The 9,827-nt window shown below is 50.8% G+C and carries 7 protein-coding genes; all 7 read right to left on the bottom strand.

The window, feature by feature from the left end:
• Positions 1-144: 144 nt before the first annotated feature.
• Entirely contained in the window at positions 145-1,455 is a 1,311-nt protein-coding gene (gene cyuA / locus BEA93_RS19645) for a cysteine desulfidase (protein ID WP_000483437.1), read from the bottom strand.
• Positions 1,456-1,482: 27 nt separating this feature from the next.
• Positions 1,483-2,814, bottom strand: coding sequence for an amino acid permease (locus tag BEA93_RS19640; RefSeq protein WP_000401606.1), 1,332 nt, complete (start codon positions 2,812-2,814; stop codon positions 1,483-1,485).
• A 278-nt stretch (positions 2,815-3,092) separates the two neighbouring features.
• Positions 3,093-4,457: an L-serine ammonia-lyase gene (tdcG, locus tag BEA93_RS19635; RefSeq protein WP_000622150.1), complete on the bottom strand. Its 1,365-nt coding sequence runs from the start codon at positions 4,455-4,457 to the stop codon at positions 3,093-3,095.
• A gap of 69 nt (positions 4,458-4,526) precedes the next feature.
• Complete coding sequence (locus BEA93_RS19630; RefSeq protein ID WP_000719985.1) at positions 4,527-4,916, bottom strand: enamine/imine deaminase; 390 nt, start codon at positions 4,914-4,916, stop codon at positions 4,527-4,529.
• A 13-nt stretch (positions 4,917-4,929) separates the two neighbouring features.
• Positions 4,930-7,224 (bottom strand): 2-ketobutyrate formate-lyase/pyruvate formate-lyase, encoded by a 2,295-nt coding sequence (gene tdcE, locus BEA93_RS19625; protein WP_001517141.1) that lies wholly within the window; start codon positions 7,222-7,224, stop codon positions 4,930-4,932.
• Positions 7,225-7,257: 33 nt separating this feature from the next.
• Positions 7,258-8,466, bottom strand: coding sequence for a propionate kinase (tdcD, locus tag BEA93_RS19620; protein ID WP_010379154.1), 1,209 nt, complete (start codon positions 8,464-8,466; stop codon positions 7,258-7,260).
• A gap of 25 nt (positions 8,467-8,491) precedes the next feature.
• Entirely contained in the window at positions 8,492-9,823 is a 1,332-nt protein-coding gene (gene tdcC / locus BEA93_RS19615) for a threonine/serine transporter TdcC (RefSeq protein ID WP_000107717.1), read from the bottom strand.
• Between the last annotated feature and the right edge of the window lie 4 nt (positions 9,824-9,827).

Raw genomic sequence — 9,827 nt, 5'->3', positions numbered from 1 at the left:
CCGCAGGCCGGATAAGATGCGCCAGCATCGCATCCGGCACCGGGTACAAAACCCAACAAAACCAACAAATTGCACAACCCGTAGGCCGGATAAGATGCGCCAGCATCGCATCCGGCATCAGGTATGACATCCGAAATCCGGCGCTTATCTGGCCTTGCTCGCCATAATCTCGATAATCTGCCGATCCGTTTGCTGCATCGAATGGCTTGCCAGCGCACACAGATTGGCAATCGACTGCTCAACATCATGCGCCACAATGCCTTCATTGCCGGTCACGGCGGTATCATCCAGCGCCATTAACACCGCTTTCCATGCTGCCGAAGCACTGGTCGAAACCTTCATAGCACAACTGTTCGATGCGCCATCGCAAATCATACCGCTAACATCACCGATCATACTGCTGATCGCCATTGAGATCGTTTCATAACGCCCATCCACCAGCCATGCCATCCCGGCGGCGGCCCCCATTGCAGCCGTCGTTGCAGCACACAGCGCAGACAATCGCGGCAACTGGTTATGGATGTAAATCGCGCTCAAATGCGAAAGCATCAACGCGCGCGCCAGACGCTCATCATCAGCACCGAAGTGTTCCGCTACCACTACCACAGGCATTGTCGCGGTGATCCCCTGATTACCAGAACCCGAGTTACTCATCGCCGGAAGCGTTGCGCCGCCCATACGCGCATCAGATGCCGCGCTGGTACGAATCACAATTGACGAAGAGAGATCTTTCGCCAGCAAACCGCGTGCACACTGTTTTTCCAGCGTCGCGCCAATATGCAACCCCCAGTTACCGCTTAAACCTTCCTGCGATAATGCGCAATTTAACTTCGCAGAATCGAGAATAAAGCGAATCGCCTCAAACGGCACTTCATTGACGAACTTCAGGATCTCTGCCAGCGTCGTATTAGACAGCACCGCCAGCGGCGACTCTTGCTCGCCCTCGGCCACACACGCCTGCTGAGTAAACACCACGCCATTGTGCGTCTCAATATGCACAATGTTGGTATGTCCGCCGACGATGGTGACACAAGCCCACTTCTCACCACTCCAGACTTTGGCGCGAGAGAAGAGGATTTCATCGCAAGGCTCCTGGATCTTAACCGACACTTTTCCCGCCGCCAGCAACGCTTTGGCATCGGCAATCGCCTGTGCTGTCGCATCTTTCAGCACTTCCAGCCCAGCTTTGGCATTTCCGCCTAACGCTCCCAGCGCCGCTGCAATCGGCAGCCCCACCATTCCCGTACCGGGAACGGTGACCCCCAGACCGTTCTTCATCAGATTTGGCGAAACCCAGGCTTCTACACGTTCAACCGGACCTTCCAGTTCTGCCGCAGCAACCGCCGCTGCCAGCGCCAGTGAAATAGGTTCAGTACATCCCAGCGCCGGTTTTACCTCCTCCTGTACTGCGAGGATGTAACGCTGCCATAACGGATTTAAAGTCGAATTAAACATAATAAAAACCTTAAAATTTCAGGTAAATCAAGAAAATGCCAGGAACGGTGAAACACAGAGCAACAAACCGGTGACGATAATCAGGTACAGAGAGGCACCTTTGTATTTGTGCAATGCCGGTACTTTGTAAACCAGCCACGCCGGGATCAGGCACCCCACCATGCCGAAAATCGGGCTACAGATAGAGGTGAAGCTCAACACCGGCGCGTTCAGTACGATGGCGCTCCAGGCCAGTAAAATAGCGAAAATCATGATGCCGCGCTGGACGAGATTTTCGTTAATCTTCTCGGCTGGTATCTTGCGGCGCAGGATGTTCATTACTATCCCTTGCGTGGCTTCGCGAAAGCCTAAATAGACGCCAAAGAACGCGGTCATTACGGCAAAGATATTGAGAATGACGCTGACCACTTTTACCCACGCTGCGCCATCACCGCTAATAAACTGCGCGGCAATCGCCAGGGCAGAAATATTCTGCTCATAGGCTTTTACCGCTTCGTCATGTCCCATCGCCAGGGTGAACGACACGGCATAGAAAAAGACAGTGACGAACAAAATGCCAAATGCAATGTTCATTGCCCGTAGCGCTTTATGTCGCGCCACTTCAATCGATTTTTCCCGCGAGCGATAGGAAATCACCATCGGGCTTAAAGTCTGAATAAACAGGATTGAGGTCAGAGTAAACGGCAGCGTAATAATCGCGTTTTTCACCAGCAGCCCCAGCGGCGGCAGCGAACCCACGTTATACAGATGCCACATTCCGACCATCGACACGCCTAATGCCGCGACTACCAACAGTTTGGTCAGCACCATGCCGGTTGAAATTTTGAATAACAGTTTCTCGCCGCGTGAGGAGATCGCCACCAGAATACAAATCAGTACCAGTCCATAAAACGGATTGTCTGACAGCACGCTTTCGGTCACGCCAAAAGTATGCAGATAGGAGGCACTATCGTTGGTGATGGCGGTGGAATAGACGAACATCCAGATCACCAGCATCACGAAATAAAGTGCACCTAACAGGATGCCCCAGTTTTTGCCTAAATAGCCACTGATGACGCTCGGATAATCTTTACACTCCGGCGATTCGGCCAGCGTATTAATAAACAACCGCTGAAACAGATACATTGCCGGGTAACCAATCACTGATGAGAGCAAAAATACCCACAATCCCATCAAACCGACCTGCACCGGGAGAAAAACAATCCCCGCGCCAATCGCCATCCCAATACTCATAATCACCCAACCGGTGTCGGTACTGTCGAATTTGATTGCTTCACGCCACTCACTTTCGCTCATTCCAGCACGACCCGCCGGGGTCGAAGCGTCTGCAATAACGCCTTTATTCGATGCAATTTCCATAATTTCTCGCTCAATATTTTGTAGGGCTTATTATTTTTTTCCGAGCCGCATCAAGGCGATATGCGGTCTACGTTTTTTGCAGGCGAGTTATTAGAATAAAGAAATGATACGCGTGAGGTCAGAGAAAATCTTCACAATCAAGACTTTGAAATAACGGTGATGGATAATAATTTTCTACCAAATCGATAAATAGGAAATGGTTATTCTCTATTTGCGGTAGATCACAATAAAAAAGGGTGCACATTTTGTGCACCCAAGGATGAAAGCTGACAACAATGTCAGCCGCAGACCACTTTAATAGCCAGTCCTCCGCGTGAAGTTTCGCGGTATTTATCGTTCATATCTTTGCCAGTCTCATACATCGTCTCGATCACTTTATCGAGCGAAACACGTGGTGCAGAGGTACGCTGCATCGCCATCCGCGCTGCGTTCACCGCTTTCACGGCATTAATCGCATTCCGCTCAATACACGGAATTTGCACCTGCCCGGCTACCGGATCGCAGGTCAGCCCAAGGTTATGCTCCATGGCGATTTCCGCCGCATTACACACCTGAGCCGGGCTACCGCCCAGCAGTTCGGTTAGCCCTGCCGCTGCCATCGAACAGGCCACGCCAATTTCCCCCTGACACCCCACTTCCGCACCGGAAATGGAGGCATTCATTTTATATAGCGCGCCGATAGCACCAGCCGCCAGTAGAAAACGAGCGATAGAGCGCTCATTGAGCGGACGGCGGAATTTATCGTAATAGGCCAGCACCGCCGGAATAATACCGCAAGCGCCGTTAGTGGGTGCCGTCACTACACGTCCACCAGCGGCGTTTTCTTCACTGACCGCCAGAGCAAACATATTGATCCAGTCGATCACATTCATTGGATCGTTAGAGATATTGTCACTAGAAAGCAGCAAGCGGCGCAGCGCCACCGACCGGCGTGGGACATTGAGCGGGCCAGGCAATACGCCTTCGGTATTCATGCCGCGTTCAATACCGTCAGACATCACCTGCCAGATACGCGCAAAACCAGCGTCAATTTCCGCTTTGCTGCGCAACGCCAGTTCGTTTTGCATCATCAGACCAGAAATAGACAGCCCATTGTAATCACACATTTTCAGCAGTTCGCCTGCCGAATGGAAGTCATAAGGTACTGGCATTTCGACATCATGCGTCAGGCCGAAGTGTTCGTCTTCAACAATAAAACCGCCGCCGACAGAATAATAGGTTTTGCTTAAGAGTTCTTTCTGCCCTTTCCAGGCAGTAATCCGCATTCCGTTCTCATGACGCGGCAACATTTCCGGATGAAAAATAATGTTTTTTGCTACAGGAAAATCAACCACATGTGCGCCTGCCGCCACCGGGAGTCGACTACTGCGCGTCACAAGTTCAATAAATGCAGGGATCTCATCAATAACAACATCCTGCGGACTGTTCCCTGCCAGTCCCATGATGATAGCGATATCCGTGGCATGGCCTTTGCCCGTCAGTGACAACGACCCGTAAAGATCGACCACAATGTGGCTCGTTGCGGTTAATAAACCACTACTTACCAGCCGATCGATAAAACTTTTTCCAGCATTCATTGGCCCCACGGTATGCGAACTGGAGGGACCAATACCAATTTTGAAAATATCGAATGCACTAATCATAACCACACTCTCGGATTGCCACTCTGTGAAGAGGAGTGGGACGACTCTGCGGCCGCCCCACTCCGGGCTTTACACGCTACGTACTGCGATAGCTTCGATTTCCAGCTTCACATCTTTCGGCAAACGCGCGACCTGCACGCAGCTACGGGTCGGGTAGGTCGCCTGATGCTCATCAAAGAACTGCTTATAGACTTCATTGATGGTGGCGAAGTCGTTCAGATCGGTGATAAATACCGTCATCTTGACGATATCGCCCACGGACAAACCGGCAGCGACAACAATCTCTTTGACGTTTTGCAGGCTTAAACGTGCCTGATCTTTCACATCAGCCGGGATCTCGCCGCTCTGCGGGCAAACCGGAATTTGCCCGGAAGTGAAGACCATGCTGCCTAAATCCACACCCTGAACATAAGGGCCGATTGCCCCCGGGGCACGTTGCGTTTCGATAATTTTTTTCATACATCCTCCGGCGTCAGAGCGCCTGGGTAAAGGTACGTGAAATCACATCCTGTTGCTGTTCACGGGTCAGCGCGTTGAAGCGCACAGCGTAGCCAGAGACACGGATTGTCAGGTTAGGGTATTTTTCCGGGTGCTCGATGGCATCCAACAACATTTCCCGGTTCATAACGTTGACGTTGAGATGTTGACCGCCTTCGATATCCGCTTCGTGGTGGAAATAGCCATCCAGCAGACCGACAAGGTTGGTTTTGCGTACCGGATCTTCTTTGCCCAACGCCGCAGGGACAATTGAGAAGGTGTACGAAATACCGTCTTTGGCGTAGGTGAACGGCAGTTTCGCCACAGAGGTCAGCGAAGCCACGGCCCCTTTGCGGTCACGACCGTGCATCGGGTTAGCGCCAGGGGCAAACGGAGTACCCGCACGACGACCGTCCGGCGTGTTACCGGTCTTCTGTCCATACACGACGTTTGAGGTGATCGTCAGAATCGACTGGGTCGGCACGGCGTTACGATAGGTTGGTAGCGCTTTAATTTTCTTCATAAAGCGTTCAACCAGGTCGCAGGCAATACTGTCTACGCGCTCGTCGTTGTTGCCGTACTGCGGATATTCACCGTCAATTTCGAAGTCCACCGCCAGACCGTTTTCGTCACGAATCGGTTTCACGCGAGCATATTTAATTGCGGACAAGGAGTCCGTCGCCACCGACAAGCCAGCAATCCCGCATGCCATCGTGCGATAAACATCACGATCGTGCAGTGCCATCAGCGAGGCTTCGTAGCTGTACTTGTCATGCATGTAGTGGATGAGGTTCAGCGCGCTGATGTACTGCACCGCCAGCCAGTCCATGAAGTGGTCGAGGTTATCCATCACTTTGTCGTAGTCCAGCACGTCGTCCATCAGCGGAGCCATTTTCGGGCCCACCTGAATCTTCAGCTTCTCGTCCATCCCGCCGTTGATTGCATACAGCAATGTTTTCGCCAGGTTAGCGCGTGCGCCGAAGAACTGCATCTGCTTACCAATCACCATTGGGCTGACGCAGCAGGCAATCGCGTAATCATCGCTGTTGAAGTCAGTGCGCATCAGATCGTCGTTTTCATACTGCAAGGAAGAGGTGACGATAGACACTTGCGCCGCATATTTTTTGAAGGCAATCGGCAGCGCTTCCGACCACAGAATAGTCAGGTTAGGTTCCGGTGCTGGCCCCATAGTGTGCAGGGTATGCAGATAACGGAAGGAGTTTTTGGTCACCAGTGTGCGGCCATCCAGCCCCATCCCGCCAATCACTTCCGTAGCCCAGATTGGATCGCCGGAGAACAGCGAATCAAATTCTGGTGTACGCAAGAAGCGCACCATGCGGATCTTCATGATGAAGTGGTCGATCAGTTCCTGCGCCTGCTGCTCATTGAGCACACCGGCTTTAAAGTCGCGTTCAATGTAGATATCGAGGAACGACGCGGTACGACCAAGAGACATCGCACCACCGTTTTGCGATTTCACCGCCGCTAGGTAGGCGAAATAGAGCCATTGCACCGCTTCCTGCGCATTTTGCGCCGGACGGGAAATGTCAAAGCCATATTTCGCTGCCATTTCCTGAATCTGTAACAGCGCACGACGATGTTCTGCTAGTTCTTCACGCAGACGGATAGTGGCTTCCAGATCTTCGCCTTTTTCCAGACGAGACTGAAGATCGGCAAATTGCAGTTCGCGTTCACGCACCAGATAGCTGATGCCGTACAACGCCACGCGGCGATAGTCTCCGATAATACGTCCGCGACCATAACCGTCCGGCAAACCGGTCAGTACCCCAGATTTACGGCAGCGCAGCATATCCGGTGAATAAACATCAAATACACCCTGGTTATGGGTTTTACGCAGATCGGTAAAGATGTACTCAAATTCGCTGTCCATTTCACGGCCATACGCGTGGAATGAACTTTTAATCATATTAATGCCACCGAACGGATGCAGCGCGCGTTTTAACGGCGCATCCGTTTGCAGACCCACTATTTTTTCCAGCGGCTGATCAATATATCCCGCATCATGAGCGGTAATGGTGGTGGCAATATTGGTATCGAAATCTAACGGCGCGTGGGTCGCGTTTTCGATACGAATGCCCTCCATTACTTTTTCCCACAACGCCGTGGTTGCAGGCGTTGCTTCGGCAAGGAAAGATTCATCCCCTTCATAAGGTGTATAGTTGTGTTGAATAAAATCGCGGACATTAATTTCGTTTTTCCAGTCCGTACCTTTAAAGCCAAGCCATGCGTCGGCGTACAGCTTATCGCTGGTATCGATATCTACCTTCATGAAAAATAATCTCTCTACAATACTTCAACTAAATTATGCAAATTCTGCGGGGGCGTTTACTTTGCCTAAATGAATCGCATCTAAGGCAATCATTTTTTCTTCGTTGGTCGGAATAACGGCGCAAATTACGCTCGCATTTTCACTGGAAATAATTCGTTCACCGTAAGAGTTAGATCGATTATTCATTTCTGTATCAATCTCTACTCCTAATACAGCTAAATGTTCCATAACCAAACGACGAATTAAACTTGAGTTCTCCCCTATTCCACCGGTGAATATAATTCCATCCAGGCGATGTAATGAGGCAGCGTGTCCGGCAATATGGCGGGCAATTCGGTGAACAAAGGTTTTAATTGCCAGTTGTGCACGCTCATGGCCTTCATGCCAGGCTTTTTCCAGTACGCGCAAGTCGGAAGAAAGACCGGAAATACCTAATAATCCCGACTCTTTATTTACCACGCGTTCCAGGTCGCCCAGGCTCTGGTTGGTTTGACTCGCCACCCAGGACATCGCACCGAAGTCAACATCACCACTGCGCGTGCCCATCATCAACCCTTCCAGCGGCGTCATTCCCATTGAGGTATCCACGCTCTGACCATTGCGAACTGCACAGATAGATGCACCATTGCCAAGATGCGCGACCACCAGACCGGAGTCATCTTCCGCCAGATCCAGCAGCGAATAGGCGCGCTGAGAAACGTAGCGGTGCGAGGTTCCGTGGAAGCCATAACGACGCACGCCAAGCTCTTCGTAATATTTCCACGGCAGGCCATATAAATAAGCCTCTGGAGCCATTGTCTGATGGAAGCTGGTATCAAATACCGCCACCTGAGTTACACCTGGAAATAATTGCTGTGCCGATTCAATACCACTTAAATTGGCGTAATTATGCAGCGGCGCAAGCGGGGAAACACGGCGGATATTATCAATGACCTCATCGGTAATAATGGCGGACTCGGTAAAAATACTGCCGCCGTGGGCGATACGGTGGCCAATTAAGGCCACTCTGTCATTTAAATTCCGTTTTTCCAGTTCAAATGCAATTGCCTTCAATGCACCTTCGTAGCTGTGGTGAGCCAGCGGTGCTGGCTCTCCTCCATTTACGGATAAGAATGCATTTTCCGAGTTAATACCATCGGCAATACCTGACATTAATACTTCACAGTCTGAGGTATCCAGCACAGAAAACTTAATTGAAGACGAACCACAGTTAATAACTAAAACAACCGGATATTCATTCATCTCTTTTCTCATCCTGAGTTACAGATTAAAACAGTTTGTATACGATGTTCAGGATGGTCAGCAGACCAATCACGGTGACAAACACGTTATCCAGACGACCACGGTATTTCGCCAGAGACGGCGCTTTACGAATGGCGTACATCGGCAACAGGCACAGCAGTGAGGCAATAATCGGCGCACCCATCGCTTCAATCAGGTCCAGAATGTTCGGGTTGGCGTAGGCGACAACCCAGGTAGAGCCCATGATGAAGATCATACTGATAGTATTCAGTTTACCCAGCGACACTTTGGTTTTGTCACCTTTATAACCGAACTTCAGAATCAGACCGTTCAGACCTTCCAGCGTCCCCAAATAGTGACCGAAGAAAGATTTGAAGATAGCCACCAGTGCGATGATGGAAGCCGCATATTCCAGCGTAATAGCGAACGTCGTTTTGGTGCCGGTCATGGACGCAAAGTGGTTAGCCAGATAAGAAAGTACCGGAATATTCTGCGCTTTCGCTTCCGCCATATTCGCCGGAGAAAGTGTAAACAGGCAGCTAAAGGCGAAGAACATCACTACCGCAACCATCAACATGCTGGCACGAGAGATAATTTGTGAACATTTACGCTCGGTGAAGTCGCGTCCAAAATCTTTCTCATACTCTTCACGTTTAGAAACCACGAAGGAAGAGACGATTGGCGAGAAGTTAAAGGAGAAGACCATAATGGAAATCCCCAACCAGACGGTGATCAGAATGCCATCATGACCCGTTAACGACAGCGCACCGAGATCAACTTGATCGATAACCGCAGAGTTCCAGTAAGGGATCAGCGACAGAGAAATCAGCACCAGGCTGGCGATAAACGGCCATACCAGGTAGCTCATTACTTTAACCATCAGATCCTTACCAAACCAGATGACGAAGGCCATCAACAGCAGCAGGAACAGCGCCACAAAGCCGCGATTCAGTGGCGCAAAGCCGAGCTGGTTTTCCCAGAAAGTCATAAAGGTGTTGGTAATGGTAACGCCATAAATCCACAGCAGTGGGCAAATCGCGAAGAAATACAGGAACGTAATGACCACGCCGCCGGTTTTACCAAAATGCTCTTCCACCGTTTCCGTAATGTTGCCGGAAGGGTTAGAGCCGGAAAGGCACAGACGCGCCAGCGCCCGGTGACAATAAAACGCGATTGGGTATGCCAATACCAACATCAGCAGAATCGGAATTAGTCCGCCAAAACCTGCGCGGATAGGGAAGAACAGCACCCCGGCGCCGATTGCCGTGCCAAACAAACCTAACGTCCATGTGGTATCTGATTTACGCCATGACGATTGTTTTGTCTGGCTGGATACAATGCTATCTGAAGTACTCATATCC

The sequence above is a fragment of the Escherichia sp. MOD1-EC5950 genome (assembly GCF_002965345.1).
GTDB lineage: Bacteria > Pseudomonadota > Gammaproteobacteria > Enterobacterales > Enterobacteriaceae > Escherichia > Escherichia marmotae.
This window is presented reverse-complemented; position numbering and strand designations above follow the sequence as displayed.